Source organism: Yoonia vestfoldensis DSM 16212, from assembly GCF_000382265.1.
Taxonomy (GTDB): domain Bacteria; phylum Pseudomonadota; class Alphaproteobacteria; order Rhodobacterales; family Rhodobacteraceae; genus Yoonia; species Yoonia vestfoldensis.
Genome location: NZ_KB907984.1, coordinates 79,710 through 106,054, shown reverse-complemented (window position 1 = coordinate 106,054; position 26,345 = coordinate 79,710). Strand labels below are relative to the sequence as shown.

General features: G+C 62.3%; 24 protein-coding genes. 8 read left to right on the top strand and 16 right to left on the bottom strand.

Translation table 11 applies throughout. The features are described 5' to 3' along the window. Nucleotide 1: 1 nt before the first annotated feature. From atpA to H147_RS0113285, 3 genes are all read right to left on the bottom strand, one after another. Entirely contained in the window at nt 2-1,537 is a 1,536-nt protein-coding gene (gene atpA, locus H147_RS0113295; RefSeq protein WP_019955868.1) for a F0F1 ATP synthase subunit alpha, read from the bottom strand. Further along, nucleotides 1,537-2,097, bottom strand: a complete 561-nt coding sequence (locus tag H147_RS0113290) for a F0F1 ATP synthase subunit delta (RefSeq protein ID WP_026352514.1) — start codon at nt 2,095-2,097, stop codon at nt 1,537-1,539. The genes atpA and H147_RS0113290 overlap by 1 nt, the downstream gene beginning before the upstream one ends. A gap of 304 nt (nt 2,098-2,401) precedes the next feature. Then, on the bottom strand, nt 2,402-3,157 hold the full coding sequence (locus tag H147_RS0113285; protein WP_019955866.1) for a DUF2793 domain-containing protein: 756 nt from the start codon (nt 3,155-3,157) through the stop codon (nt 2,402-2,404). A gap of 157 nt (nt 3,158-3,314) precedes the next feature. Here H147_RS0113285 and gmd point away from each other — a divergent pair, with 157 nt between their 5' ends. Genes gmd through galE form a run of 4 tightly spaced genes read left to right on the top strand, consistent with a single transcriptional unit; the run spans nt 3,315 to nt 7,869 of the window. Beyond that, complete coding sequence (gene gmd, locus H147_RS0113280; RefSeq protein ID WP_019955865.1) at nt 3,315-4,436, top strand: GDP-mannose 4,6-dehydratase; 1,122 nt, start codon at nt 3,315-3,317, stop codon at nt 4,434-4,436. Next, nucleotides 4,437-5,405 carry a GDP-L-fucose synthase family protein gene (locus tag H147_RS0113275; protein ID WP_019955864.1) on the top strand — a complete coding sequence of 323 codons (969 nt, stop codon included), beginning with the start codon at nt 4,437-4,439 and terminating at the stop codon, nt 5,403-5,405. A 7-nt stretch (nt 5,406-5,412) separates the two neighbouring features. Further along, nucleotides 5,413-6,831 (top strand): mannose-1-phosphate guanylyltransferase/mannose-6-phosphate isomerase, encoded by a 1,419-nt coding sequence (locus tag H147_RS0113270; protein WP_019955863.1) that lies wholly within the window; start codon nt 5,413-5,415, stop codon nt 6,829-6,831. 21 nt (nt 6,832-6,852) lie between these two features. Beyond that, nucleotides 6,853-7,869, top strand: a complete 1,017-nt coding sequence (gene galE / locus H147_RS0113265) for a UDP-glucose 4-epimerase GalE (RefSeq protein WP_019955862.1) — start codon at nt 6,853-6,855, stop codon at nt 7,867-7,869. On the opposite strand, the gene H147_RS0113260 is transcribed toward galE, so the two are convergent. The 6 genes from H147_RS0113260 to H147_RS19725 all read right to left on the bottom strand — a co-directional run bounded on the left by H147_RS0113260 (nt 7,866) and on the right by H147_RS19725 (nt 14,741). Further along, nucleotides 7,866-9,386 (bottom strand): tripartite tricarboxylate transporter permease, encoded by a 1,521-nt coding sequence (locus H147_RS0113260; protein WP_019955861.1) that lies wholly within the window; start codon nt 9,384-9,386, stop codon nt 7,866-7,868. The genes galE and H147_RS0113260 overlap by 4 nt on opposite strands. A 4-nt stretch (nt 9,387-9,390) precedes the next feature. Further along, nucleotides 9,391-9,942: a tripartite tricarboxylate transporter TctB family protein gene (locus H147_RS0113255; protein ID WP_019955860.1), complete on the bottom strand. Its 552-nt coding sequence runs from the start codon at nt 9,940-9,942 to the stop codon at nt 9,391-9,393. After that, the gene (locus H147_RS0113250) at nt 9,942-10,895 is read right to left on the bottom strand and encodes a Bug family tripartite tricarboxylate transporter substrate binding protein (RefSeq protein ID WP_019955859.1); all 954 of its coding nucleotides are present in this window, start codon (nt 10,893-10,895) and stop codon (nt 9,942-9,944) included. The genes H147_RS0113255 and H147_RS0113250 overlap by 1 nt, the downstream gene beginning before the upstream one ends. A gap of 177 nt (nt 10,896-11,072) precedes the next feature. Next, nucleotides 11,073-13,559, bottom strand: a complete 2,487-nt coding sequence (locus H147_RS0113245; protein ID WP_019955858.1) for a sensor histidine kinase — start codon at nt 13,557-13,559, stop codon at nt 11,073-11,075. Then, complete coding sequence (locus tag H147_RS0113240; RefSeq protein ID WP_026352513.1) at nt 13,546-14,226, bottom strand: response regulator transcription factor; 681 nt, start codon at nt 14,224-14,226, stop codon at nt 13,546-13,548. The genes H147_RS0113245 and H147_RS0113240 overlap by 14 nt, the downstream gene beginning before the upstream one ends. An 89-nt stretch (nt 14,227-14,315) precedes the next feature. Then, nucleotides 14,316-14,741 (bottom strand): OmpA family protein, encoded by a 426-nt coding sequence (locus H147_RS19725; protein ID WP_019955856.1) that lies wholly within the window; start codon nt 14,739-14,741, stop codon nt 14,316-14,318. A 203-nt stretch (nt 14,742-14,944) separates the two neighbouring features. Here H147_RS19725 and H147_RS0113230 point away from each other — a divergent pair, with 203 nt between their 5' ends. The 4 genes from H147_RS0113230 (at nt 14,945) to H147_RS0113215 (ending at nt 18,753) form a co-directional block, all read left to right on the top strand. Next, nucleotides 14,945-16,084: a PQQ-dependent sugar dehydrogenase gene (locus H147_RS0113230; protein ID WP_019955855.1), complete on the top strand. Its 1,140-nt coding sequence runs from the start codon at nt 14,945-14,947 to the stop codon at nt 16,082-16,084. A 182-nt stretch (nt 16,085-16,266) separates the two neighbouring features. Then, nucleotides 16,267-17,112 (top strand): substrate-binding periplasmic protein, encoded by an 846-nt coding sequence (locus H147_RS0113225; RefSeq protein ID WP_245541148.1) that lies wholly within the window; start codon nt 16,267-16,269, stop codon nt 17,110-17,112. Then, nucleotides 17,109-17,999, top strand: coding sequence for an amino acid ABC transporter permease (locus H147_RS0113220; RefSeq protein ID WP_019955853.1), 891 nt, complete (start codon nt 17,109-17,111; stop codon nt 17,997-17,999). The genes H147_RS0113225 and H147_RS0113220 overlap by 4 nt, the downstream gene beginning before the upstream one ends. A 4-nt stretch (nt 18,000-18,003) precedes the next feature. Continuing rightward, nucleotides 18,004-18,753 (top strand): amino acid ABC transporter ATP-binding protein, encoded by a 750-nt coding sequence (locus tag H147_RS0113215; protein WP_026352511.1) that lies wholly within the window; start codon nt 18,004-18,006, stop codon nt 18,751-18,753. 6 nt (nt 18,754-18,759) lie between these two features. Here H147_RS0113215 and H147_RS0113210 read toward each other — a convergent pair whose 3' ends face one another. From H147_RS0113210 to H147_RS0113180, 7 genes are all read right to left on the bottom strand, one after another. Next, complete coding sequence (locus H147_RS0113210; protein WP_019955851.1) at nt 18,760-20,232, bottom strand: mannitol dehydrogenase family protein; 1,473 nt, start codon at nt 20,230-20,232, stop codon at nt 18,760-18,762. Continuing rightward, nucleotides 20,220-20,993, bottom strand: coding sequence for an L-iditol 2-dehydrogenase (locus H147_RS0113205; RefSeq protein WP_019955850.1), 774 nt, complete (start codon nt 20,991-20,993; stop codon nt 20,220-20,222). The genes H147_RS0113210 and H147_RS0113205 overlap by 13 nt, the downstream gene beginning before the upstream one ends. After that, the gene (locus H147_RS0113200; RefSeq protein WP_019955849.1) at nt 20,990-21,994 is read right to left on the bottom strand and encodes an ABC transporter ATP-binding protein; all 1,005 of its coding nucleotides are present in this window, start codon (nt 21,992-21,994) and stop codon (nt 20,990-20,992) included. Before H147_RS0113200 ends, H147_RS0113205 begins: the two co-directional genes overlap by 4 nt. Nucleotides 21,995-22,006: 12 nt before the next feature. Beyond that, the gene (locus tag H147_RS0113195) at nt 22,007-22,837 is read right to left on the bottom strand and encodes a carbohydrate ABC transporter permease (RefSeq protein ID WP_019955848.1); all 831 of its coding nucleotides are present in this window, start codon (nt 22,835-22,837) and stop codon (nt 22,007-22,009) included. Nucleotides 22,838-22,846: 9 nt separating this feature from the next. Then, a complete protein-coding gene (locus tag H147_RS0113190) occupies nt 22,847-23,713 on the bottom strand; it encodes a carbohydrate ABC transporter permease (RefSeq protein WP_019955847.1) in 867 nt (288 codons plus the stop codon). Between the two features lie 78 nt (nt 23,714-23,791). Then, complete coding sequence (locus tag H147_RS0113185; protein WP_019955846.1) at nt 23,792-25,105, bottom strand: ABC transporter substrate-binding protein; 1,314 nt, start codon at nt 25,103-25,105, stop codon at nt 23,792-23,794. A gap of 90 nt (nt 25,106-25,195) precedes the next feature. Next, complete coding sequence (locus H147_RS0113180) at nt 25,196-26,218, bottom strand: LacI family DNA-binding transcriptional regulator (protein WP_019955845.1); 1,023 nt, start codon at nt 26,216-26,218, stop codon at nt 25,196-25,198. Between the last annotated feature and the right edge of the window lie 127 nt (nt 26,219-26,345).

Sequence of the window (26,345 nt, the reverse complement as noted above, 5' to 3'; positions counted from 1 at the left end):
ATTACGCGAAGTCGGCGGCGAATGCGTCCAGAGCGGCCTTGATCTTGGCTTCGGCGTCACCTTTGATCTTCGGATCTTCCTTGGTGATCATGTCCAGCACGTCCTTGCCGGTGGTCCGCAGGTATTTCAGCAGACCAGCCTCGAACCGACCGACATCCTTGACGGAAATCTTGTCGAGATAGCCCTTGGTGCCAGCATAGATCACGCAGACGATTTCCGCGTTGGTCAGCGGCGCATATTGCGGCTGCTTCATCAATTCGGTCAGGCGCGCGCCACGGTTCAGCAATTGCTGGGTGGCGGCGTCCAGATCGGACCCGAACTGCGCAAAGGCCGCCATTTCGCGGTACTGTGCCAATTCCAGCTTTACAGGACCGGCGACGGATTTCATCGCATTGGTTTGCGCGGAGGAGCCGACGCGCGACACCGACAGACCCGTGTTCACAGCAGGGCGGATGCCCTGATAGAACAATTCGGTCTCAAGGAAGATCTGGCCGTCGGTGATCGAAATCACGTTCGTCGGAATGAACGCGGACACGTCACCACCTTGGGTTTCGATGATCGGCAGCGCGGTCAGCGACCCGGCACCGTTGTCTTCGTTCAGCTTGGCAGACCGCTCCAGCAGGCGTGAGTGGAGGTAGAAAACGTCGCCCGGATAGGCTTCGCGTCCTGGTGGACGGCGCAGCAGCAGCGACATCTGGCGATAGGCCACGGCCTGCTTGGACAGATCGTCATAGATGATCAGCGCATGGCGGCCATTGTCGCGGAAATGTTCTGCCATTGCGGTGGCGGCATAAGGTGCAAGGAACTGCATCGGCGCCGGGTCGGACGCGGTGGCAGCCACGACGATCGTGTATTCAATCGCGCCGGATTCTTCGAGCTTTTTCACCAGCTGTGCCACGGTGGACCGCTTCTGGCCGATCGCGACATAGACGCAATAGAGCTTGTCATATTCGTTGGTCGCGGCGTCGTTATACGATTTCTGGTTCAGGATCGTATCGAGCGCCACAGCGGTTTTACCCGTCTGGCGGTCACCGATGATCAATTCGCGCTGGCCACGGCCAATCGGGATCATCGCATCGACCGATTTCAGGCCAGTCGCCATCGGTTCATGCACCGATTTGCGCGGGATGATACCGGGGGCCTTGCTGTCTGCAACGGCGCGCTTGGTCGTCTTGATCGGCCCTTTGCCATCAAGCGGGTTGCCCAGACCGTCCACGACGCGGCCCAGCAATTCGTCACCAATCGGCACGTCCACGATGGATTTGGTGCGCTTGACGACGTCGCCTTCCTTGATCTCGCGGTCGGACCCGAAGATCACGACGCCGACGTTGTCGGTTTCAAGGTTCAATGCCATCCCGCGGATACCGCCCGGGAATTCGACCATTTCACCGGCCTGCACGTTGTCCAGCCCGTAGACGCGGGCAATCCCGTCGCCGACGCTCAGCACACGGCCGACTTCGGCCACTTCGGCTTCTTGACCGAAGTTCTTGATCTGGTCCTTCAGGATCGCAGAGATTTCCGACGCTTGGATCGCCATTATCCGACCTCTTTCATGGTGTTCTGGAGTGCATTGAGCTTGGAGGCGATCGACGTGTCGATCATCCGGGAGCCCACTTTTACGATAAGACCGCCGATGATGCTTTCATCGACGGTTTGCTTGATGGTGACGGTCTTGCCAACCTGGCCCGAAAGCGTTTTGGCAAGCTTTTCTGTCTGCGCCTTGGTCAGGGATTTTGCGGCTGTGACCTCGGCGGTGATTTCGCCACGCTCTTCGGCGAGGCGGTCCTGCAGGACGGCCAGCATATGCGGCAGCACGAACAACCGCCGCTTGGCCGCCAGCAGGGACAGCACGTTGCTGACCGTCGTGGACAGGCCCATCTTTTTCGCGATGGCCAAAACAGCCGCGCCCTGTTCGTCGCGGTTGTACAATGGCGATGTCAGCAGCGTCCTGAAATCTGCACTGTCGTTTATCGCGGCCTGCAAAGCCGCGACGTCTGTTTCCAGTGCCTTGATGTCCTTGCCTTCCTTGGCGAGGTCAAACACGGCCGTCGCATAGCGCGCGGCGATGCCTGTGGAGATACCAGCAGTTTCGGACACGTCCACCCTTCCGATGTCTTGGGCCCAGCTTCACGACGCCCGACAAGAGGGCAGCAAAGGGGCAGCTCATTAGGCCTTCGTTTACACGAAAGCGTCAAAATCCTGCGCGATGTAGCAGACGTCCTATGGTGTCGCAAGCGCCATGCGACAAGAATCGATCCCGAAGGCCCGATATGGACCGCATGACGCAGCCGAACGGCGTTTTGCCCGGATTTCTGTCATTTTTCCGTTAAATTCTGCCCAGAAACGCAAAACGCAGGACCGTTGCTGGTCCTGCGTCTTTGCCTGCCGGAATGTGACTTTGCTAGAAAAGGTCTTGCCAGATCGTCCCGTCGAAACAGCGCAGCTTTGCAGTTGCAGAATCAAAATAGATGTCCCCCGGCTCCGCCGTTGTGGGGGCAGTACCGGGCGGCAGCCGAAGACCTTCGGCCAATCGCATGCGCCCCGTCGCGGCGGCGATACTGACCGCAGGCCGCCATGTCGTGCCATCGGCCGATACCTTGATGCTGAAATCGTCCTCACCGGCCAGCCCCATTTCGGCCCGTCCGCCATAGCCTGTCTGGAAAAGAACCGCCCCGGTGTCGGCCGCCGCCGCCTTGTTGATCTTGATCTGATGTCCGGCCCCTTCGTTGTCGAACAGCGTCGCGGGCGCGCGCAAGCTCAGCCGGTTGACCGGGTCGGCGGTCGTGTTGATCCCCACGCCGGGCAGGTTCTGTAAATCACCCTCGGGGGTCCAGATGCCATCCGCCCGTACGGAAAGCGCCGCAGCATCGGTGACCCAGGCAACCCAGCCGTCCTGCGGTGCGACAAACAGCCACCCCCCGCCCCGCCATGTCGCGATCATGCTGTCCTGACCTGCCCAATCGCCTGTCGCACCCGACGGCACGCCCCATGCCTGTCCTTCCGCGGGCGCGGCTGGCGGTGTGGTCTGCGACACGGATACCAGCGTCAGCTGCACGATCAGGTCCAACAATTCGATCGCCTCGTTATGGGTCACATGCTTTTGCGCCTGCGCCGGCAGGATGAACGGCAGGGACAGTCTCGGGGATTGGTCGGACATCGGGAACGGCACCTTTCATGATCGGGGATACCGCAATCTGCGCCTGAAACCTTAAGGCCCGCCTGCGGCACCGTTCGCGCATGTTACGGGTGTTAATCAATCCTTAAGCCTGCTACGCCAAAACGTGGTTAACAGAGCATCGTGATCGGACTGATTCATGACAAAGCGCGCGCTGATCACCGGCGTCACTGGGCAGGACGGGTCGTATCTTGCGGAGTTCCTGCTCGACAAAGGCTATGAGGTCCACGGGATCAAACGCCGTGCGTCGATGTTCAATACCGCCCGTGTCGATCACATCTATCAGGACCCGCAGACCGACGACGCCCGTTTTGTGCTGCATTATGGCGACCTGACCGATGCGTCCAACCTGACGCGGATCATCGCGCAGGTGCAGCCGGACGAGATTTATAACCTTGGCGCGCAATCCCATGTCGCCGTCAGTTTCGAAGCCCCCGAATACACCGCCGATGTCGATGCGATGGGCACCCTGCGCCTGCTTGAGGCGATCCGCTTTCTGGGGCTGGAAGGCAAGACGCGGTTCTATCAGGCGTCCACATCCGAATTATACGGACAGGTCGCACAATCGCCGCAAACGGAAACGACGCCTTTTCATCCACGCAGCCCTTATGGCGTGGCGAAACTCTATGCCTATTGGATCTGTGTAAACTACCGCGAGGCCTATGGTCTCTATGCCTGCAACGGAATCCTGTTCAATCACGAAAGCCCAAGACGTGGCGAAACCTTCGTCACCCGCAAGATCACGCGCGGGCTGACCAATATCGCGCTGGGGCTCGAAAGCTGCCTTTACATGGGCAACATCGACGCCCTACGCGACTGGGGGCATGCGAAGGATTATGTCCGGATGCAGTGGATGATGCTGCAACAGGACCAGCCCGAGGATTTCGTCATCGCCACAGGCGTGCAGCATTCGGTGCGCGATTTCATCCGGTGGTCTGCTGCTGAACTGGGTCTCGATCTGGATTTCACCGGCAAGGGGGATGCCGAAACCGCTGTCGTGACCGCCGTGCGCAGCGATCTGGCCCCCAACGTCAAGGTCGGCGATTCGATCATGCGGATCGACCCGCGCTATTACCGGCCCGCCGAGGTCGAGACGCTGTTGGGTGATCCGTCCAAGGCCAAGGCGCAGCTTGGCTGGACCCCGCAAATCACCGCCCGCCAGATGTGCGCCGAAATGGTCGCCGAAGATTACCGCGCCGCGCGCCGCCATGCGGTCCTGCGCGACTGCGGTCTTGACCTGCCGATGGCGATGCAGGGCTAGATGCGGATTTTCATCGCAGGTCATAACGGCATGGTCGGCAGCGCGATCCTGCGTCACCTGTCAACCATGGGCAGGCACGAACTGATCACAGCGGGCCGCCAGCAGCTCGACCTGACAGATCCGCGCGCGGTGCTTGATTTCATGTACGCCCGGCGCCCTGATGCTGTCGTGCTGGCCGCCGCCCGTGTTGGCGGGATTCTGGCGAATTCAACCTATCCTGCGGATTTCATCCACGACAACCTGATGATCGCGGCCAACGTGATCCACGCGGCCCACGCAACGGGTGTACGGCGCCTGCTCCAATTGGGATCATCCTGCATCTATCCGCGCGATGCCGCGCAGCCGATCAACGAAGACGCCTTGCTGACCGGCCCTCTGGAACCCTCGAATGAACCCTATGCGATCGCCAAGATCGCCGCGATCAAGCTTTGCGAAAGCTATAACAGGCAACACGGCACCGATTACCGATCCGTCATGCCGACCAATCTCTATGGTCCCGGCGATAACTTTCACCCAGAGAACGCACATGTGCTGCCCGGCCTGCTGGCGCGGTTTCATGCGGCTGCGCGCAGCGGTGCCAACACGGTAACGATCTGGGGAAGCGGGACGCCACGGCGCGAATTCCTGCACGTCGATGACCTTGCCGCCGCCGCAGTCTTCGTGATGGGACTGGAGAGCGCCGCCTATAACGCCGCAACAAAACCGATGCAAAGCCATCTGAACATCGGATGGGGAACGGATATCAGTATCCTCGACCTTGCGCGGATGATCGCGGACATCACCGGCTTTGAAGGGCAGATCATCTGCGACCGGACCAAACCTGACGGCACGCCGCGCAAAGTTCTGGACACCGGGCGGATGCAACGGCTGGGCTGGACGCCAAAGATCAGCTTGCAACTGGGATTGCGCGCAACTTACGATTGGTTTTTGTTGCAACAGCAAGCAGGTCATGCCCTGCGTTCGTCATAGGCAGGTCATGTCACGGATTGTCCCGATCATTTTGTGCGGCGGCGCGGGCACGCGGCTCTGGCCGCTGTCGCGCAAAAGCTATCCCAAGCAGTTCTCGGCGTTGACGGGGTCGGACAGCCTGTTCCAAGCTGGCTTGCGTCGTTTGAAAGGCGATGCTTTCGTTGCCCCCGTGGTCGTGACGGCGGATCAGTTCAGGTTCATCGCGGTGCAGCAGATGCATGCCGCGGGGATCACACCACAGGCTGTGTTGATCGAACCTTCGGGGCGTGATACCGGCCCTGCCGTCCTTGCCGCCGCACTGCACCTCGCGCAAAGCGATCCTGATGCGCTGATGCTGGTGGCCCCGTCCGATCACGTGATCCCCGACGCGGCGCTCTTTGCGCAGACCGTGGCGGCGGCGGTTTCTGCGGCACAAGCCGGGCAGATAGTGGCCTTCGGGATCACGCCCGAGCGGGCGGAAACCGGATACGGCTATCTTGAACTCGCCCGGCCATTGCAGGATTGCAACGGCGTTACGCCACTTGTCGGTTTCGTCGAGAAACCGGATGCCACCCGCGCCGCCGAAATGCTGGCCGAAGGCCGCTATCTGTGGAACGCGGGCCTATTTCTGTTCACGGTCAAGGACATTCTGGCCGCCTATGCGTTGTACGCGCCTGACATGGTCGAGGCGGTGCAGACGGCGGTGGATGACGCCCGCCATGATCTTGGGTTCCTGCGGCTCGCGGCGGAACCGTGGGACCGCGCGCCTGCGATCTCGATCGACTACGCGGTGATGGAACAGGCCGACAATCTCAGCGTGGTCCCATTTACCGGGCGCTGGTCCGATCTCGGCGATTGGGCGGCGGTCTGGCGCGAAACTGAAACCGACGGGCTCGCGCTGTCCGGCCCCGCCCATGCGATTGATTGCACCAATACCCTGCTGCGGTCGGAAAACGACGGGCAGGTCATCGTAGGGATCGGGCTGGACGACATCATCGCGGTCGCGATGCCCGACGCCGTCCTGATCAGCCACAAAAACCGCACGCAGGACGTCAAGCGGGCCGTGGCGTTGTTGAAATCGCACGGTGCCGATCAGGCCGAAAGCTTTCCCAAGGATCACCGCCCGTGGGGCTGGTTCGAAAGCCTCGCCATGGGCGAGCGTTTTCAGGTCAAGCGGATCGTCGTGCATGCTGGCGGCGCGCTGTCGCTGCAATCGCATCACCACCGCGCGGAACACTGGATCGTCGTCCAGGGGACCGCGCGTGTCACCTGCGACGGCACCGTGAAACTGCTGACCGAGAATGAATCCGTCTACATCCCGCTGGGGGCGACGCACCGTCTGGAAAACCCCGGCAAGCTGCCGGTCGTCCTGATCGAGGTGCAGACCGGCAGCTATCTGGGCGAGGACGACATCATCCGTTATGAAGATGTCTATGCCCGCGACTAGCGGCCTGACGAAAGACCAAGCATGCGCGTACTTGTCACTGGCGGGGCCGGATATATCGGCAGCCACACGCTGATCGAACTGATGGCGCAGGGCCACGAGGTCTGCGTGCTGGACAATTACACCAATGCCACGCCCGAGGTGCTGACCCGCGTGCGCAGCCTGACCAACGGCAAGATGACCGATGTGCGCGGCGATGTGCGTGATGCCGCAACGCTCGATCGCGTGATGCAGGATTTCGCGCCCGAGGCTGTCGTGCATTTTGCGGGGCTAAAGGCCGTGGGCGAAAGCCAGCAAAAACCCCTCGACTATTACGACGTGAATGTGGGCGGCACCTTGGCGCTGCTGCATGCGATGGACCGCGCGGGGTGTCGCCGGATTATCTTTTCCTCCTCTGCCACGGTCTACGGCGAACCCGACTACCTGCCCTATGACGAGGCGCATCCGACCCGTCCGACCTCGGTCTATGGCCGCACGAAACTGATGGCCGAACAGGTGCTGACCGATTGGGCCGCAGCGGATGCCAGCCGCAGCGCGATTTTGTTGCGTTATTTCAACCCGGTGGGGGCGCATGGCTCTGCCCACATCGGCGAGGATCCCAAGGACGTCCCCAACAACCTGATGCCCTATATCGCACAGGTGGCCGTGGGTCTGCGCCCTGCGCTGACGGTGTTCGGGGATGATTACGACACACCCGACGGCACCGGCCTGCGCGACTATGTTCACGTGGTCGATCTGGCCCGCGCGCATGTCGCGGCGATTGACTACGCCGCCAAGACACCCGGCGCGCGGCCTTTCAACATCGGCACCGGCCAAAGTTACAGCGTGATCGACATGGTCCGCGCCTTTGAACGCGCCTGCGGACAGCCGATCCCGACGGTGCCGGCCCCCCGCCGCGCAGGCGACATTGCGGCGATGCAGGCGAACCCCGCGCGCGCGCAGTCCGAATTGGGCTGGCGGGCCTCGCATGATCTGGATGCGATGACCGCCAGCACATGGGCGTGGCAATCCGCCAATCCCAAAGGCTATGACCCCGTTTAGGCTGTCCGACCGGCCCGCCGCGTGGCGTTGCGCAACAGCGCCCACAGACGGGGGCCGAACACCGACAGCAGCGCGATGGTATAGATCGCGAGCGAAATCCGCGATTCGATCAGGAACATCCAGTCACCCTGATTGATCATCAGACCGCGCCGCAACTGTTCCTCGGCCAAGGGCCCAAGGATCGCACCCACCAGCGCGGGGGCCAAAGGATAGCCGAAGCGGCGCATCACGAACCCGATCAGCCCGAAGCCCAGCAGTAGGATCAGCGCGAACGGCGAGCCTTGCGCGCCGACGATCCCCAATGTGGCGAAACACAGAATACCCGCATAAAGCCAAGGGCGCGGAATCATCAGCAGTTTCACCCAGATGCCGATGAACGGCACGTTCAGCACCAAGAGCATCAGGTTGGCGATGAAAAGGCTTGCCACCAGACCCCAGACCAGTTCGGCGTTGTTGGTGAACAACAGCGGGCCGGGTTGCAGACCGTATTGCTGGAACCCCGCCAGCATCATCGCCGCTGTCGCCGACGTGGGCAGGCCCAGCGTCAGAAGCGGGATCAGCGTGCCCGCGGCCGAGGCGTTGTTGGCGGCCTCTGGTCCGGCCACACCTTCGATGGCGCCCAGACCTTCGTCGAATTCGCGGCGGGCCTCGCCTTTCGCCAGACGCTTTTCAGTCGTGTAGGACAGGAAGGTCGGAATTTCAGCGCCCCCCGTGGGCAGCGGCCCGAACAGGAACCCAAGGCCGGTGCCGCGGATGTAAGGCCGGATGCAGCGCTTGAAATCGCCCCAGTTCAGCCAGACAGACCCGGACACGGCCTGCGCCTTTTCCTTGTGGTTCACATATTGCGACGCCAGATACATCGTCTCGCCGATGGCAAAAAGACCGACAGCCACGATTGCGATCGAGATATTGTCGCTCATCTCGGGGATGCCGAAGGCAAGGCGAACTTGTCCCGTCAGTTTGTCCGTGCCGACGATGCCGATGGTCAGGCCGATGAACAGCGCGGTCAGCCCGCGCGACATCGACCCGCCGAACGCCGCCGAGACGGTCATGAAGGACAAGACCATCAGCGCGAAATATTCCGCCGTGCCGAATGACAGCGCGACCATCACCATAAAGGGCGCGACAACCGCCAGACCCAAGGTTGCGAACATCCCGCCAAAGAACGACCCGAAGGCCGCAGCGCCCAAGGCCTTGCCGCCCCGGCCACGCTTGGCCATGCGGTTGCCTTCGAGCGCGGTCATAATCGACGCGGTTTCGCCGGGGGTATTCAGCAGGATCGACGATATCGCCCCCCCGTACATGCCCCCGTAATAGATGCCCGCGAACATGATCATCGACCCCGTCGCGCCAAAGGACAGGCTGACCGGCAGCAGCAAGGCGACGGTCAGCGCAGGCCCGATGCCGGGCATGACGCCCACGGCGGTCCCCAGCATCACGCCCAGCAACGCGAACATCAGGTTCGACGGTTGAGTCGCGGTCGCAAGACCCTCGAACAGCAGAATGAAGGTATCCATCAGCTTACCTCAGCAAAAGATCGATGGCCCGCTCGACCGGACCGGCCGGCAGCGACAGCCCCAACCCGTAACGGAACAGCAGATACAGCAGCGTCGACAGCACAGCCCCGATGGCAAGGTTCAAGAGCAGTGTCGCCTGACCAAAGGCACGCGCGGCAAAGGCGAACAGCACTGCCGACCCCGCGATAAAGCCGGTGCCGCCATACAGCATGAAAATCTCGATGACGATGCCACCGACCAGCCAAGACAGCGCGCCTAAGTTCAGCGGATCGCGCGCCTCGAACGCACCGCGCCAGGCCATGATGGCGGTGATCACGGCCATGACCGAAATGCCGGCAGCGACCAGATAGGGCACGATCTCTGGCCCGAACTGGGCATAGGACCGGCGGATCGGATAGCCTGACGCATCATTGACGATGACCATGGCCAGCCCGAACAGCGCCACCGCAATCACCAGTCCGGCCAGATCGCGTTTGCCCGTGCCTTGCCCGGCCTCGTCGTCGAAAGGCAGCCGAAGGTCCTCTTCGGCTGCTTGGTTTTTCGGATCGCCCGACATTACTCGGTGATTCCCAGATCGGCGAGGATCGCGGTCGTCGCGGTGATCTGCGCGTCCAGATAGGCCGCGAATTCGTCACCGGCGAGATAGGTGTTCACCCAGCCCTTGGTTTCCAGTTCGGCGTTCCATGTATCGGAGGCCGCCATCGTGCCGATCACGTCGAGCAGCGCCGCACGCTCTTCGTCGCTGATGCCGGGGGCGGCAGCGATCATGCGCCAGTTCTGCACATCGACGTCAAAGCCCTGTTCGACAAAGGTCGGCGCGTCCAGATAGGCCTGACGTTCCGGCGCGGTGATCCCGATGACCTTCAGCGCACCGGCCTCGATCTGGCTGGAAAACTCGCTGAAACCCGACACACCGACGCTGACCTGACCACCCAGGATCGCGGCCAACGCTTCACCACCGCCCGAATAGGGGATGTAGTTAATCTGCTCTGGCGCCACACCGGCGGCCTGCGCGAATTTGCCCGCAGCGATATGATCGACGCCACCGGCAGAACCGCCTGCCCATGTCACGCCACCGATGTCGGCGCGCAATGCGTTGGCAAGGTCTTCGGCGGTGCTGATCGGGCTGTCGGCAGACGCGACGACGACGACATATTCACCCGTCAGACGTGCCAGCGGGGTGATGTCGCTCAGCGTCACGTTGCTTTCGTTGGCGATGATCGCGCCGACCATGACATAGCCGCCGACGATCGTTGCGGATGCATCCCCGGTCGAACGGTTGACGAATTGCTGCAACCCGATGGTGCCACCGGCACCGGCCACGTTTTCAACCTGGATGTTCGGCACAAGCCCTTCGCTTTGCAGCGTGGACTGGATCGTGCGTGCGGTCTGGTCCCAACCGCCGCCCGGGCCTGCCGGTGCCATGATGCGCAGTTCCGATACCTGTGCCACGGCGGCAGACGCCATGACCGATGCGGCCACAAAGGCTGCGATTCCAAAATTCTTCATGTTTTCCTACCAAAAGGTCCAATTGACCGCGCAAGCGCGGAGCGGAGAGAGGAGATGTCTGGAACAGGTGCGCAACCATCGCCCAAAGGCTTGCCGTTGCCGTTTCCCCCCAGTCCCGGCACCTCCCATGCCCGACTGCGGGAAAGACTAGCAGCGGTTCCTGTCACCGTCCTGTCATCACGGGCGGCCCGGTGCCACGATTTCCTGCCATGTGGTCAAAAACCGGCTACGCCGCTGCGGATCGAGCGCCACCAGAAGCACGGGCGCAAGCGCGATCGGCTGGATCACACCCAACCCCATCGTCGAAATCCGTTCGGGCGTCCATGTGCCGGAGACACCGGGCATGATCGCACCCAACGCAGATGGCCCCGTACCCACGCGCTGCCCGGCGGGCGAAAGTGCGAAATCGACAAAGGCCCGCGCCAGATCGGGGCTGGTCGTCTGGCGGGGGATCAGCATGGTCCGCGTCAGGACCAGTACATAATCATCCGGCACGATGATTCCGATGGGTGCACCCGCCGCCTGCCGCGCAAAGGCATAGGACCCAAGGACGTTGTAGCCGAGGATCAGATCGCCGCTTGCAACGCTGTCCAATATCTCGGGGCTTGAATCACTGAGCCTTGCGCCGACCCTTCCGAAGGCCGCAGCAAGACGCCAGAACTGCGACGAAATCTGCTGATCCTGCGACGCCAACAGATAGCCCACCCCGCTGCGCGCGATGTCATAGGTGGCGACGCGCCCTGCAAAGCAGGCGGGCTGTTCCTCCAGCATCACCGCGAGGTCAAGATGCGTGCGCGGCTGTGTTCCGGGCGGCATCAGGCGCGGGTTGTAGATGATGACGGCCGGTTCATAGGTGAAACCGATTACCTCGGCCCGCCATTGCGCCCAGCTTGGCAACACGTCGAGCCAGGGGGATTGATAGGCCATCGCATGGCCGTCATTCGCCAGTTTGAGTTGCAGGTCGGACGCCGAAGAGATCAGCACATCCGGTGCGGGGTCCAGCGTACCGGCCAGAAAACCGTCATAAAGCGCCAGACTGTCGGTTTCGAGATAGGTGATTGCAACGCCGGGATTTTCCGCCTGAAACGCGGCGATGTAAGGCGCGAAAAGCGCGGTGTCGGTCGTACCCGCAATAGCAAACCGCCGTGTTTCAGGGGCATCGGACGCGAAAAGGATCGGCTGTGCTGAAACCGGACTGGACCAGCCCAGCACCGACGCAACACATGCCAGCAATATTGCCCCGGCGCCGGTGACCAGCCGCTTTCGCGGACCAGCGCCGCGCGCATCGACATCGACATCGACCGGCAAGGCCACGATAACCTCAAGCCCGCCGCCCGGGCGATCACCCAGAACAAGCGTACCGCCATGTCCGGCCACCACCCGCTGCGCAATCGCCAGTCCGAGCCCCGACCCGACTGTGCCGCCCGCATCCGTCCCGCGCACGAAGCGTTGCAGCACGCGTGTCTTGTCGGCATCGGGTATCCCCGGTCCCCGGTCAAGAACAGCCACACACACCTGGGCATCGGCCTGCTGGACCACGACGACGTCGATGACCTCCGATGAATAGGCCAGCGCGTTGTCGATCAGATTGCGCAGCATTTCCCTCAGCCCGACGCGATCGCCCACCACAACGAGCGTGTCGGTGCCAGCGCCGACATCCGTCCTGACACGCGGGCGCAGATCGGGATCGAGCCTGCCGACGACCTCTTCAACCAGCGCGGTGATCGAGATTGGGCGCATCTTCTCGGTCTCCATCCGGTGCGAAATCGTGGCGTCCATCAACAGCTGCGTGACAAGATGGCTTGCCTCCACGGCGGATGTGTGAATCCGGGCGACGCGGGTGCGCAGTTGCGTGGCGTTGGTTTCGTCGATCGCCATTTCCGATTGGGCCCGCAGCGATGCCAGCGGATTGCGCACCTGATGCGCCGCCTCTGCGACGAGGTCACCCATGCGCGCGGTCGATTGCTCGAGCCGGCCCATGAAGTTGTTCAACCCGCCGACCAGACGCTGCACCTCGATCGGGACAGGCACGTCAAGCGCCGAAAGATCGTCGGGCCGCCGCCGCCGCAGGGCCCGGTCGATCACCGCAAGCGGCGCGAAGGCGCGGCCGATGACGATCCACACCAGCGCCAGGGCCAGCAAAGTCAGCACGCTGACCGGCACCAACGCCGCGCCGACGATCTCGCCTGCGAGTGCCACACGTGCGCCCCGCGTCTCGGCAACCCTGATGGTGACCCAGCCCGTGCCTTGCGCGGTCGAGATCAATCGCCCCAACCTGACCATGCGGACTGGCTCGTCGTTGTGGCGAATGTCGGAAAAGACGGGATCGACCGACGTGGCCAAGGGCGTCTCGGGGGCAAGGTCGGGATAGCCCGTCACATGTTCGCCCTGCGGGCCGAGAACAGCATAGAAAATGCGTTCCTCGCCCGACACCATCGCGAAGGCGGCAAACGGCATTTCGACGACCACCGCGCCGTCTTCGACCAGAACCGCCCCCGCAATTGACAGCGCCGCCGCGGATAGCAGCCGGTCCAGCGCCTGATCGGCGGCGCGGTTCGCATAGTCCCGGATAAAGACCACAAGCAACGCAGCGGCGACCAGCAGCATCGTCGCCGCAAGGATCAGGACGCGGCGGCGCAGGGACGGCGGGCTAGGTCTGCGCATCCTGCACCACGCGCGCCATGTATCCGACACCGCGCACTGTCACGACATCCACCGTGCTGCCCGCGATCTTGCGCCGCAAACGCGACACCAACAATTCCAGCGCATTTTCCGATCCCCCGTCTTCAAGATGCGAAAGCCGAGACATCAGCCTTTCACGGGTCACGACGCGGCCAGCCTGTGCCATCAGCGCTTCGAGCAGGCCGAATTCGCGACGTCCCAGATCAATCACCTGACCGGCCAGCGTCACGATCCGGCCACCCGGATCAAGCTGCAGGTCACCCAGTTGCACAAGCGATGTGAATTGGCCTGCGGGCCGCCGCACCAGCGCGCGCAGCCGCGCCTCCATCTCGCGCATGTCGAACGGCTTGACGAGGTAATCGTCGGCTCCAAGATCAAGCAGGCTGACCTTGTCGTCGATTTCGGCCCTCGCCGTGATAACGAGCACCGGCAGGTCGCGCTGCTGCCGCCTGATCTGGCGCAAGATCACGATCCCGTCCGCAGCCGGCAGGGTCAGGTCAAGAATGACGGCGTCGACAGGATCATCCTCCAGCCCGGCGACGACATCCTGCCCGTCCCTGTTCCACGTCACGATATGACCCGCCATGCGCAAACGGCGTTCGACGGCTTCGCCGACATCGTGATTATCTTCAACCAAAAGAACTTTCATCGCCGATTTTGAAACCATGGGCCGCGTCAAGTAAAGTGCGATCCGATCATGCCTTTGGTCTGCATGCAGACGCAACCAATACCATCCATTCAGTTCCCGATGATCTCGACCCGGCGGTTCCGGGTTCGGCCTTCTTCGGTCTCATTGTCGGCAATCGGCTCTGCTTCGCCCCGCCCTTCGGCGACAATGGCGACCCCTGACAGGGCCGGTTGCGCAGCAAGATAATCCCGAACCGACAGTGCCCGTCCCTGCGACAGGGTCAGGTTGTAATCGTCCCTGCCTGTCGAATCCGTGTGCCCGACCACGCGAAACCGGGAAAGGTCCGCCGCAGCGATGTCCTGCGCCGACGCGTTCAGTGCTTCTTGTGCTTCGGGGCGCAGGTCGGTGCTGTCGACCGCAAACAGGACCGCACCGTCAAGCACGAACCGCAGGCTAGAGCCGATTGCGGCAACCGCGTCGATATCCGCACCGGCAAACCGGGTGCCGCGATCGATCCCGTCGTCGGTCAACCGCACAAACCGAAAGCTGGCGACGGGTCACGCCCGTCAACGCGATGATGCCCGCGCGTCCACCCATCGCCAAATCGAAACGATCCGACGGGACCGCGCGAAGGTACTTTCCCTGGTTTCCTTCGGTCGGCAGTTGGCAGGTTTGTGATGGAACACGGCGTCCGGCCTCACGTTGCCCTGATGAACGCAACAGACAAAGAGGTATCACCATGCACACGACAACCACGCTTTCGGCCGTGATCGCGCTTGTGGCAGGCGCGCCGGTGTTTGCGCAATCCTATTCGGTCGAAACCCTCGCCACGGGTCTGGACCGCCCATGGGCCATGACGTTTCTTCCCGACGGAGAGGACATATTGATGACGGGGCGCGGCGGCACGTTCCTTCTATACGACGCCGCAACCGGCGATGTGAACGAGCTGGACGGCGCGCCCGATGTCGACACCGCCGGTCAGGGCGGATTGCTCGACGTGGCGCTTGCGCCTGACTTCACCGACAGCAACACGATCTACATGACGTGGTCCGGCGCCGTCGACGGCGGCACCACGACCCATCTGGGGCGCGGCACGCTTGATCAGGTGGCGGGCACCGTCACCGACATCGAGACCCTGTTTCAGGTCAGCCCCGGCATCGACAGCGATGCGCATTATGGATCGCGGATCGTTTTCCATGACGACCACATCTACATGAGCACCGGCGACCGCGAGTCCAAGGCATTCGGTCCCGACCACATCGCGCAGGACCTGTCGAGCGAGAACGGCAGCGTCATCCGCCTGACGCTGGACGGAGAGGTGCCACAGGACAATCCCTTCGTCGACACAGACAACGCGGCCCCTGCGATCTGGTCTTACGGGCACCGCAATATTCAGGCGATGACCGTGCATCCCGACACCGGCGACATCTGGCTGGCTGAACATGGTGAAGCAGGCGGCGACGAGATCAACATCGTGGCGCGCGGCGAAAACTATGGCTGGCCGCTTGCGGCGTTTGGCGTAGATTACCGGACAGGCGAACAATTCGCCCCGACGCACGAGGCAGGCGATGGTTTTGTCGCGCCCGCCTATCACTGGGGGCCAGGCCGGGATGATCACTTTCCACCCTCGGGCATGACATTCTATGATGGCGATGCCTTCCCCGATTGGCAGGGCCATCTTTTGGTCGGAAACCTGTTGCAGCAATATCTGGGCGTCTTTCCGGTCGACGGCGCAAACGTGTCCGAGCCAGAGCGCGTTCTGGAAGGCGAGGGCCATCGCATCCGCGATGTCGCGGTCGGACCGAACGACGGGTATGTCTATGTGCTGACGGATGGCAACGATGTGCCGCTTCTTCGGCTGGTGCCGTCCGAAGGGTGACAGACTGCAAGATCTGATCATACCGTGCCGCGATTCTAGGCATTCGGCTGCATGATGTGCGCTGGCGGACCCCTGAATGCCGCCAGCGCCTTGCATCGCGCTTGACCAAGACGTGCAAGCAGGCGATTTTGCCGGAACCGCACGCCACTTGGGGAATGTCGGCACAGATGAAAGGATCATTTATGACAGACTACATGATCAACGCGGCGCGGCGCGGCGCGCTTGCGTTGTTCGCGGGCGCGCTTGTGGCCGCGCTGCCGCTGATGTCCAACGCACAGGAAAACACACCGATGGACCCGCGCCTGACGACGCCGGGCTTTCTGACGGTCGGCACGGGTGATCCGGTCTATCCACCATGGATGCTGAACAACGATCCCGCCGGCGGCGAGGGATTCGAGAATGGGTTGGTCTATGCACTGGCCGCTGAAATGGGCTTTGCGCCCGAACAGGTCGTCTGGGTTGCCCAGACTTTTGATCAGGCAATCGCGCCCGGTGCCAAGCCCTATGATTTCGGCATCCAGCAGATTTCCGTGACCGAGGCACGGTCCGAGATCGTCAGCTTCAGCCAGGTTTATTTCCAACCCGACAAGGCGGTCATCGCCCTGCCCGGCAGTGCCGCTGAAACCGCTACCAGTTTCGAAGACCTGCGCGGGCTGCGCTGGGGGGCCGTGATCGGAACGACCGATAACGATTACCTTGTGAACATCCTCGGCGTGACTGATGCCGCTATCTACAACGAACAGGTCGACGTGTTCCAGGCGTTGCAGGCAGGTCAGATCGACGCAACGCTGGCTGCCTTGCCGACGGCGCTGTTCATGACCGCCGTGCAGGTGCCCGAGGCAGGCATCGTCGCACTCGTGCCCGCCGACGAAAACGACAACGGCCATGGCCTGCTGTTCGAATTCGGCAGCCCGCTTGTGCCTTGGGTCGATGAAGCGCTGAGCGCGATCATCGCACGCGGTGTCGTCGATGAACTGATCGCGACCTATCTGGTCGCCGATCCGGATCTGCCGATCATCTCGGAATGACCAACAGACCTGTCGCCGCGCCACATGGTGCGGCCAATGATCCGACGCGGCGGGGACCACCCCCGCCGCCGCCACGGCGCGGTTTCGACTGGAAGGCAGCGGCAGCCCCGACAGCGATCGGGCTGTTCAGCTTTGTCGTGGTGTTCGGCCTGATCGGCTGGACCGTCACCTCGGCTGAACAATGGCCACGGATCAAACTGCAATTCTTCAATCTCGACGCCATGGTCGCGGCCTTTCCGCGCGTGCTTCAAGGGTTCTGGGTGAACATGCAGGTCTGGCTGACGGTGCTGGCCTGTGTGCTGGTCTGGGCGCTGGTGCTTGCGGTCGTGCGGTCCTTGCGTGCACCGTGGTGCGCGCCGTTCCGGTTGATGGTGGTGATCTACATCGACATTTTTCGGGGCGTTCCCGCGTTGCTGCTGGTGCTGCTGTTCGGCTTTGGCATCCCGGCGCTGAACCTGCCGGGCTTGCCCAATTCCGGGCTGTTCTGGGGTGGCGTCGCCATGGTTCTCAGCTATGCGGCCTATGTTGCGGAAATCTACCGATCCGGGATCGACGCGGTCCACCAAGGCCAGCGCGCAGCGGCAAAGTCGCTCGGGCTCAGCGAATGGCAGACCTTGCGCTATGCGATCCTGCCGCAAGCGCTGCGCAACGTGGTGCCCGCGCTGATGAACATCGTCGTCGCCTTGCAAAAGGACGTGGCGCTGTTGTCCGTCATCGGCGTGCGCGATGCCGTGCGCGAGGCGCAAATCTATACCGCCTCGACCTTCAATTATTCGTCGCTGATCGTGGCGGCGGGGCTGTTCCTGCTGGCGACCATCCCGATGGCGCGGCTGGCGGATTACCTGACACGGCGCGACCGCGAACGGCGCCTGCAAATCGCCGGATGACGAGATGACCACCCCTATGATCGACATCGACACCGTCACCAAATATTTCGGTGACAAGCTGGTGTTGGACCGCGTCAGCCTGCGCGTGGACCCGCACGAGGTCGTCTGCCTGATCGGCGCATCGGGGTCGGGCAAGTCCACCCTGTTGCGCTGCGTCAACCGGCTGGTCGACCATGATTACGGGGTGATCAGGCTGGATGGTGTGCCTGTCGATGACCCCGCCTTCGGCAAGACGGGACTGCAAAAGCGCGCGGGCATCGTGTTTCAGTCGTATAACCTGTTTCCGCATATGAACGTGCTCGACAACATCACGCTGGCCCCCCGCCGCGTGCATGGCCAGTCGCGCGCCGAGGCAGAGGATCGCGGGCGCGAGGTGCTGGCGCGGTTCGGCATGGCGGGGTTTGCCGCATCCTATCCCGAACAGCTGTCCGGCGGGCAGCAACAGCGCGTGGCCATCGCCCGGGCGCTGATGACCCGCCCGGATGTTCTGCTGCTTGACGAGATCACCGCTGCCCTTGACCCCGAACTGGTAGGCGAGGTGCTGGCGATCATCCGTGGCCTGAAAGACGAAGGCATGACCATGATGATCGTCACCCACGAGATGGGTTTCGCGCGCGATTGCGCGGACCGGGTGGCGTTTCTCGACGGTGGCGTGATTCTGGAGCAGGACACGCCCGACCGCCTGTTCGGCGCGCCGAAAGAGGCGCGCACGAAGGCGTTCCTGCAACGGATCATCGCGTCAGGTCGGCTCTGACCCGACCTATGCGAATACGGCGATCGTGGCTTGCACTCCGGCGGTCTGCAACTGCTGGTAAGCGGTGACGAAGGCTTCGGCAAAACGCGGGGCGTCTTTCAGGTCGCCATAGATGCTGCGCTGTTCGAGCCACGCCATGGGCCGCGATTGCGCCTCGAGCGCTGCGGCCTGCAAGGCAGGCCAAGCGGGGTCGTTCGGGGCGATCGGAGTGCCATCCTCGGTCCGGCCAAGGCAATAACGCGCCCAGATCGCCGACACCAGCGCCAGCCCCGCAACCGGTGTGCCGCGCGCCAGACCGTCGCGGATCGACGGCACGATGAACCCCGCATGGCGGCTCGACCCGTCAAAAGCGACACGGCGTGTGGTATCCGCGATTTCGGGATTTGCGAAACGCCGCGCGATCAGGTCGATATAGGCGCTAGGCGTCTGGCCGGGCACGGGGGCGACGTGGGGTGCGATCTCCTGTTCCGCAATGCGGTGGAACAATGCGCGGATGCCGGGATGCGCCATCGTCGCGGCAATGGTGCCAAGGCCCAGCAGTTCACCTGCACCGCAGATCACCTGATGCCCGCCGTTCAGGATGCGGATCTTCATCGTCTCATGCGCATGCACATCGGCGGCAAAGGTTGCGCCCGCGCGGTCCCAGTCGGGGCGGCCTGCGCAGAAGTGATCCTCGATCACCCATTGGCGAAAGTTTTCATGTGTGACGGGTGCTGCGTCGTCGATGCCGAAAGACTGCGCCAGCGCCACCTCATGCGGGCCGGTGGCGGGGACAATGCAATCGACCATCGCATTGGGGAAACTGCACGCCCTGTCGATCCACGCGGCAAGATCGGGGTCCGACAGGCGCGCCAAGCCCACGACGGTCTGCCGCAAGATTGCGCCGTTGCCTTGCAGGTTGTCGCAGCACAGGCCGGTGAACGGGCCGGTCCCTCGCGTCCGCCGTTGCGCAAGAGCCGCGACCATCGCGCCAAAGGCCGTGCGCGGAGACTGCGGATGGGCGGCGTCATGGCGGATATCGGGGTGGGTGGTGTCCAGCCCGCCAGTCGCCGCGTCGATGTAATAGCCGCCTTCGGTCACGGTCAGCGACACGATGCGGATATCAGGCTGCGCCATCCGCGCGATCAGGGCGGCGTTGTCCGCCTCTACGGGCAGGAAATCGACCATCGCCCCCGTCACCTCGGCCGATTTGCCCGAAGGGTCGAGCGCGATCAGCGTCGTCAGGCAATCCTGCGCCAACAGCCTGTCGCGCATCGCGGCGTCACCGGCGCGCACACCTGCGCCGATGATCGCCCAGTCATGGGCCAGCCCCATCTGCATCAGCCGGTGCGTGTACCATGCCTGATGTGCGCGGTGGAAATTGCCAAGCCCGATATGCACGATCCCGGGCGACAGGTCGGCGCGCGCATAGGTCGGGGCCTGCACGCCAGCGGGTAACGCGCCCAAAGTCGCCAGCGACAGCTTTGTCAGCTCATCCATTGGCCACCGTCCACGTTATAGGTCTGGGCGACGATGTAATCCGCCTCAGCCGAGGCAAGGAAGACGGCCATGCTGGTCAGGTCCTGCGCGGTGCCCATACGGCCATAGGGAACGGCGGCACCGACTTCGCGTTTCTTCTGGCCCGGTGCCTTGTTTTCGTATTTGGCGAAAAAGGCATCCACCCCGTCCCAATGTTCGCCGTCGACGACACCGGGAGCGATGGCGTTGACGTTGATGCCATGCGCGATCAGGTTCAGCCCTGCCGATTGGGTCAGGCTGATGACGGCAGCCTTGGTCGCGCAATAGACAGCGACCAGCGCCTCGCCCCGTCGCCCTGCTTGCGACGCCATGTTGATGATCTTGCCGCCTTGACCGCGCGCGATCATGTGGCGGGCGACGGCCTGCATCGTGAACAGGGTGCCAGCGACGTTGATATCAAAGCAGCGTGCAAAATCGTCTCTGCTGATCTCTGCAATGGGCGCGGCAGTGAAGATTGCGGCATTGTTGATCAGGATGTCGATCTGCCCGCAATGCGCCACGGTGGCATCAACCGCGCTGTCGATGCTGGTCTGATCGGTCACGTCCATCTGCACGGCAAAGGCGGCGTCGCCCAGACGGGCGGCCTCGGCCTGTGCACGGGCAAAGTCGATATCGGCCAGCGCGACGCGCGCACCTTCGGCGATATAGCGTTCCGCAAAGGCCAACCCGATGCCGCGTGCGGCCCCGGTGATCAGCGCGGTTTTTCCTGTCAGTCGTGTCATGCGATGCGCAACCCTGTTTCGTCAAAGCGGTGGATGACATCGGCGCGCGGTGTCAGGTAGATGCGGTCTCCGTGGCGGAACCCGACCTCGCCATCGGCACGCACGGTGATCACATCGGCCAATCCGGTCTGGTGGACGTGAAAGAATGTGTCCGACCCCAGATGTTCGGACACGCCGACAACGCCGGACCATTCCCCCGCCTCTGCCGACACCGCGATATGTTCGGGGCGGATACCGATGGTGTGGGCGTTGTGTTTTGCAGCTTCGGCCCCCCCGATGAAATTCATCCGCGGCGACCCGATAAAGCCCGCCACAAACAGGTTGCGCGGCGCACGGTAAAGATCGAGCGGCGCGCCCACCTGTTCGATATGGCCCGCGCGCAGCACGACGATCTTGTCGGCCATCGTCATCGCCTCGACCTGATCATGGGTGACATAGACCATCGTGGTTTTCAGCCGTGTGTGCAGTTCGCTGATCTCCAGCCGCATGCCGACACGCAGGGCGGCATCAAGGTTGGACAGGGGTTCGTCGAACAAAAACGCCGACGGTTCGCGCACGATAGCGCGGCCAATGGCGACGCGCTGGCGCTGCCCGCCCGACAATTGCCCCGGACGGCGGTCCAGATAATCGGTCAGGTTCAGCACGGATGCGGCCTGCGCGATGCGCCGGTCCTGTTCCGCCTTGTCCATCCCCGCCATGCGCAAGGGAAAGGCGATGTTCTTGCGCACCGTCATATGCGGGTAAAGCGCATAGGATTGAAACACCATCGCCAGCCCGCGTTTGGAGGGCGGGGCGGCTGTCGCCTCGACCCCGTCAATCTCGATCCGGCCAGAGGTCACATCCTCCAGCCCCGCGATCAGGCGCAACAGCGTGGATTTCCCGCAACCCGACGGCCCGACAAAGACGGTGAATTCGCCATCCTCGATGGTCAGGTTCAGGGGGGGGATGACGGTGACATCGCCAAAGGCTTTGGTCACGTCTTTCAGAACGATGCGTCCCATGGGTCAGGCTCCTTATTTCACCGCGCCGAAGGTCAGGCCGCGCACAAGTTGTTTCTGGCTGAACCAGCCAAGGATCAGGATCGGCGCAATCGCCATCGTCGACGCGGCAGAGAGTTTGGCGTAGAACAGGCCTTCGGGGCTGGAATAGCTGGCGATAAAGGCGGTCAATGGCGCGGCATTCGCGGCGGTCAGGTTGAGCGTCCAGAACGCCTCGTTCCAGGCCAGGATCAGGTTCAGCAAAGCGGTAGACGCGATACCGGGCAAGGCCATCGGCAGCAGGACATAGGTGATCTCATTGCGCAATCCAGCGCCGTCCATGCGGGCGGCCTCCAAGATCTCGCCGGGGATTTCCTTGAAGTAGGTGTAAAGCATCCAGATGATGATCGGCAGATTGATCAGCATCAGGATCACGACTAGCCCTGTGCGGGTATCCAGCAGGCCCATTTTGATGAAGATCAGGTAGATCGGATAGATCACACCGACCGCAGGCAGCATCTTGGTCGACAGCATCCACAGCAGGATATCCTTGGTCCGGTGCGATGGCACAAAGGCCATCGACCAGGCCGCAGGCACCGCGATAAGCAGCCCCAGAACGGTCGACCCGCCCGCGATGAAGATCGAATTCCACAGGAAACGTGCGTAGTCGGACCGGTCCAGAACGGTGCGGTAATTGTCCAGCGTCCAGTCGAAAAAGAGCCACACGGGCGGGTCGGAGACGGCCTGAGCTTCGGTCTTGAAACTGGTCAGGACGGTCCAGAGGATCGGGAAAAAGATCAGCAATCCGATGGCCCATGCGAGCGCGGTATTGACCGATTTGCGGGTGGTGGTGACGGTGCGTGCCATGACTATTCCCTACCGGTCCAGGTTCTTGCCGACGATGCGCATCAGGAACAGCGCCACGATATTGGCGAGGATGATCGCATAGACCCCACCCGCAGACCCAAGGCCCACGTTCTGGCTTTCCAGCACGCGCTGGTAGATCAGATAGGTCAGCGTGCGGGTCCCGAAGGCGCCTTGGGTGGTGACAAAGATTTCAGCGAAGATCGCCAGCAGAAAGATCGTCTGGATCAGGATCACGATGGTGATCGCGCGCGACAGATGCGGCAGCGTGATAAAGAAAAAGCGGCTGAACGGGCCTGCGCCATCCATTTCGGCGGCTTCCTGTTGTTCGCTGTCCAGCGACTGGATCGCGGTCAGCAGGATCAGCGTGGCGAAGGGCAACCATTGCCACGACACGATCAGGATGATCGAAGGCATCGACGCCTCGGACAACCACAACACAGGCTCCGCACCAAAGAACCGCGACAGATGCGAGAACAGCCCGTTCACCGGATCCATGAACATGTTCTTCCAAACCAGCGCCGACACCGTAGGCATCACGAAAAACGGCGCGATCACCAGAATCCGCACGATCCCCTGCCCCCACATTGGCTGGTCCAGAAGAATGGCCAGCACTACGCCAAGCACGACAGTAATCACCAGCACCGACCCGACAATGACCAGCGTGGTCACGACAGAAGGCCAGAACGCGCTGGAGGTCACGAAACTGGCGTAATTCTCGAACCCGACCCAGCCTTGGAACCCGCCGCGCATCGGCAGATAGCGTTGAAAGGAAAACAGCACCGTCATGGTCAGCGGCACCAGCATCCAGCCCAGAAGCAGGATGACGGCTGGTGCCAGCATCAGGCGTGCAGCATTGCGAGAAGCCTTGGTCGACATGGCTCTGACCCTTTTGCATGACGGCGGGAAAAAACCAGAGGGGTGTTGACGCAACCCCTCTGGCAGGGGGAGGAAAGCCTAGTAGCCTGCTGCTTCCATGGCATCGGTGGTCAGCGCCTGGGCGTTGGCCAGTGCCTGTTCGACGGTCTGCTGGCCAGCCAGCATATTGGCGAACTCTTGTCCCACTTCGGTCGCAATCCCTGCAAATTCGGGGATCGCCACGAATTGCACGCCTGTATAGGGCACGTCCTGAATGCTGGGCGATGTCGGGTCAGCCGAATTGATCGACTGCAACGTCATCTCGGCAAAGGGGGCTGCCGCCAGATAGTCAGCGTTTTCGTAAAGCGAGGTGCGTGTGCCCGGTGGAACGTTGGCCCAACCTTCGTTTTCAGCGACAAGTGCGGTATAGTCGCTGCTGGTGGCCCAAGCGATGAAGGCTTTTGCAGCCTCGGTCGATTGCGATCCGGCAGGAACGGCCAACGACCATGCCCAAAGCCAGTTGCCGCGACGGCCCAAGCCGTTGTCCGGTGCCAGCGCGAACCCGACAGAATCGGCCACGGTGGAATCATTGGGGTTGGTGACGAAACTGGCCGCAACGGTCGCGTCGATCCACATGCCGCAGCGCCCCTGTTGGAACAGCGTCAGGTTTTCGTTGAACCCGTTGGTCGCCGCACCCGGAGGACCGTAGTTGGTCATCAGATCGTTGTAGAAGGTCAGCGTCTCGGCCCATTCGGGGCTGTCGAACTGGGCGTTCCAGTCCATGTCGAACCAGCGCGCGCCAAAGCTGTTGGACATGGCGGTCAGAAACGCCATGTTCTCGCCCCAGCCGGCCTTGCCACGCAGGCAGATGCCATAGACATCGCCTTCTGTCATGGCGGCGGCAGCTTCGCGGATGAAGTCCCAAGTCGGTGCATCGGGCATGTCCAGACCGGCGGCTTCCATCAGGTCGGTGCGATACATCACCATCGAGCTTTCGCCATAGAAAGGTGCCGCATAAAGCGAACCATCCACGGTCAGGCCGTCGCGGATCGCGGGCAGCAGATCGTCCGCGTTCCATTCGGCGGGCAGATCGTCAAGCGACACAAGCCAGCCATTCGCGCCCCAGATCGGAACCTCGTAAGTGCCGATGGTCATCACGTCGAACTGGCCGCCGTTGGTGGCCACGTCCTGCGTCACGCGCTGGCGCAGCACGTTTTCTTCCAGCGTGACCCATTCCAGCGTGATATCGGGGTATTTTGCGTTGAAATCCGCCGTCAGGCCCTGCATGCGGATCATGTCGCCGTTGTTCACGGTCGCGATGGTGACGGTCCCTGACGGCGACTGCGCAAAGCTTGCCGAAGCGGCAGCAATGGCCAGCGCACTCGCCAGACCGAGTGACGTTTTGATAGACATCCGAACTCCTCCCTAGGATCAATAGATGATGGGCGCAGGCTAGGATAAATAGTCACGCGACGTCAATCATAATTTTGCGCGCGTAAACTTTTACGCTGATGCGCGCATCACGAGCTTGCCCTCGAACAGGATTTCAAGCCTGTCAGGCGCAGGCGTTTCCCCTTCGATCATCCGGAAAAGCGTTTGCGTGGCGCGCTTTGACACTGCTTCGTAATCCTGCGCGACGGTGGTCAGCGGCGGGCAGGTAAAGCGCGAAAACGGATGGTCGTCGATCCCCGCGACCCGCATCGCCGACCCTGCGTCAAACCCGACACGCAGGCCGCGCGCATAGCAGGCCGACAGAAACCCGATCGCCAGACGGTCGTTGCTGCACAAAACGGTGTTCGATTCGTGCTGGCCCGCATCGAGGATTTGCAGCGCCCCTTCATAGGCGATGCGTTCGAATTCCCAGCCCGTCCCCGCCACGCGGAGGACCTGCGGATTGTGGCCCAGCCGTTCCATGATCTGAAGATAGGCATTGCGACGCTTGTTCGCGTTCGGGTTGACAGGGTCCATCTCGAAGAAACACGGCGGCGCGCCGGTGCGGCACAAATATTGCACGATCTGGCCCACGAATTGGGCGTTGTCCGACCCGATGAACGCCTTACCCACCCCTTCGATGTTACTGTCGAACAGAACGGTGGGAACATCCTTGCAGAACCTTTCGATCTCTGACTTGTCCGACCTGCGCCCCAAAGGTGCCAGCAGCACGCCCGCAGGTTTCAGCGACCGCAGGCTGTCAAGAATGTCGTTTTCCAGTTTCTGATCGCCATGGGCGCTGAACAGGATCGGCCAGAACCCCGCGTCGATGCAGCGCTGTTCGATATTGCGCGCGATTTCAGCAAAGAACGGGTCCGCCAGATACGGCACGACGACCCCGACATTGCGTGTCTGTTTGCGGTTCTGGTTGATCGCAAAGATGTTCGGGCGATAGTCGAATTCGCCCAGCGCCTTTTCGATCTTTTCGCGCGTTGTCGGGCGCACGCTGGACGGGTCGTTGAAGTATTTCGACACGGTCGGGCGGGAAATCCCCGACAGGCGGGCGAATTCCTCCATGTTTCTGATCTTGGTCATCCGGTCCCATATCGCAGTTCTTCCCACTTAGCATACCGCAAACATGCCGCGGCGAAACCCATAAGCGACGCGCGTCAAGAAACACGCAAACTTCGTGCAGCGCCCCGCGCAACCTGCTAGGGTGCCG

Coding starts and splice junctions, on each gene's coding strand:
- H147_RS0113180 (WP_019955845.1), bottom strand. CDS start 26,218: ATGACCAAGATCAGAAACATGGAGGAATTCGCCCGCCTGTCGGGGATT.
- H147_RS0113210 (WP_019955851.1), bottom strand. CDS start 20,232: ATGGATGAGCTGACAAAGCTGTCGCTGGCGACTTTGGGCGCGTTACCC.
- H147_RS0113225 (WP_245541148.1), top strand. CDS start 16,267: ATGACAGACTACATGATCAACGCGGCGCGGCGCGGCGCGCTTGCGTTG.
- H147_RS0113285 (WP_019955866.1), bottom strand. CDS start 3,157: ATGTCCGACCAATCCCCGAGACTGTCCCTGCCGTTCATCCTGCCGGCG.
- H147_RS0113215 (WP_026352511.1), top strand. CDS start 18,004: ATGACCACCCCTATGATCGACATCGACACCGTCACCAAATATTTCGGT.
- H147_RS0113200 (WP_019955849.1), bottom strand. CDS start 21,994: ATGGGACGCATCGTTCTGAAAGACGTGACCAAAGCCTTTGGCGATGTC.
- H147_RS0113205 (WP_019955850.1), bottom strand. CDS start 20,993: ATGACACGACTGACAGGAAAAACCGCGCTGATCACCGGGGCCGCACGC.
- H147_RS0113270 (WP_019955863.1), top strand. CDS start 5,413: ATGTCACGGATTGTCCCGATCATTTTGTGCGGCGGCGCGGGCACGCGG.
- H147_RS0113275 (WP_019955864.1), top strand. CDS start 4,437: ATGCGGATTTTCATCGCAGGTCATAACGGCATGGTCGGCAGCGCGATC.
- H147_RS0113230 (WP_019955855.1), top strand. CDS start 14,945: ATGCACACGACAACCACGCTTTCGGCCGTGATCGCGCTTGTGGCAGGC.
- H147_RS0113220 (WP_019955853.1), top strand. CDS start 17,109: ATGACCAACAGACCTGTCGCCGCGCCACATGGTGCGGCCAATGATCCG.
- H147_RS0113190 (WP_019955847.1), bottom strand. CDS start 23,713: ATGTCGACCAAGGCTTCTCGCAATGCTGCACGCCTGATGCTGGCACCA.
- atpA (WP_019955868.1), bottom strand. CDS start 1,537: ATGGCGATCCAAGCGTCGGAAATCTCTGCGATCCTGAAGGACCAGATC.
- H147_RS0113185 (WP_019955846.1), bottom strand. CDS start 25,105: ATGTCTATCAAAACGTCACTCGGTCTGGCGAGTGCGCTGGCCATTGCT.
- galE (WP_019955862.1), top strand. CDS start 6,853: ATGCGCGTACTTGTCACTGGCGGGGCCGGATATATCGGCAGCCACACG.
- H147_RS0113195 (WP_019955848.1), bottom strand. CDS start 22,837: ATGGCACGCACCGTCACCACCACCCGCAAATCGGTCAATACCGCGCTC.
- H147_RS0113260 (WP_019955861.1), bottom strand. CDS start 9,386: ATGGATACCTTCATTCTGCTGTTCGAGGGTCTTGCGACCGCGACTCAA.
- H147_RS0113250 (WP_019955859.1), bottom strand. CDS start 10,895: ATGAAGAATTTTGGAATCGCAGCCTTTGTGGCCGCATCGGTCATGGCG.
- H147_RS0113240 (WP_026352513.1), bottom strand. CDS start 14,226: ATGAAAGTTCTTTTGGTTGAAGATAATCACGATGTCGGCGAAGCCGTC.
- gmd (WP_019955865.1), top strand. CDS start 3,315: ATGACAAAGCGCGCGCTGATCACCGGCGTCACTGGGCAGGACGGGTCG.
- H147_RS0113245 (WP_019955858.1), bottom strand. CDS start 13,559: ATGCGCAGACCTAGCCCGCCGTCCCTGCGCCGCCGCGTCCTGATCCTT.
- H147_RS0113255 (WP_019955860.1), bottom strand. CDS start 9,942: ATGTCGGGCGATCCGAAAAACCAAGCAGCCGAAGAGGACCTTCGGCTG.